Below are 465 nucleotides of genomic sequence, written 5' to 3' on the forward strand. Positions count from 1 at the left end.
AGCTGGATACTGCGTAGACAACGCCTTAACTTTTAAAATTTTACCAAAAGCATAACAATCCAATAAACTAATTTGAAGTTTTCTATCGTACTTAATATTCTGTGCAACATGAGGCTCCAACAACGATAACGAATGTTCAGCCCATTTTTCAATTATATCCTTACCTTCCATCAAACTCTCTGCTGCATTAAAACCTGGATATAAATACGAGACTATATAAGCCTTCATATCGCCAATAACAGACATCACATTTTTTAAAAATATAAAACATACATTTGACATTTTCATGCCATTTGTAATTTCCTTAAACAAGCAGTCGGACGCTGGCTTATACTTTACACTATTTTTCAAACCAAATAAAGTACATAATCCTCCACAGATTAATGACAGGAACCCAGTTACTGCATTATCAGTACCTGTTTGATACTTCAATGCATCCTCTGCTGAATCAGCTCCTGCGGATCG

1 protein-coding gene is annotated in these 465 nt (G+C 35.1%); it reads right to left on the reverse strand.

Translation table 11 applies throughout. The annotated features are described in order from the left end of the window. Positions 1-465 (reverse strand): hypothetical protein (locus F0L74_RS34680; protein WP_188316288.1); only part of this gene is annotated, 465 nt, incomplete at both ends.

Source organism: Chitinophaga agrisoli (assembly GCF_008386695.1).
Classification (GTDB): domain Bacteria; phylum Bacteroidota; class Bacteroidia; order Chitinophagales; family Chitinophagaceae; genus Chitinophaga; species Chitinophaga agrisoli.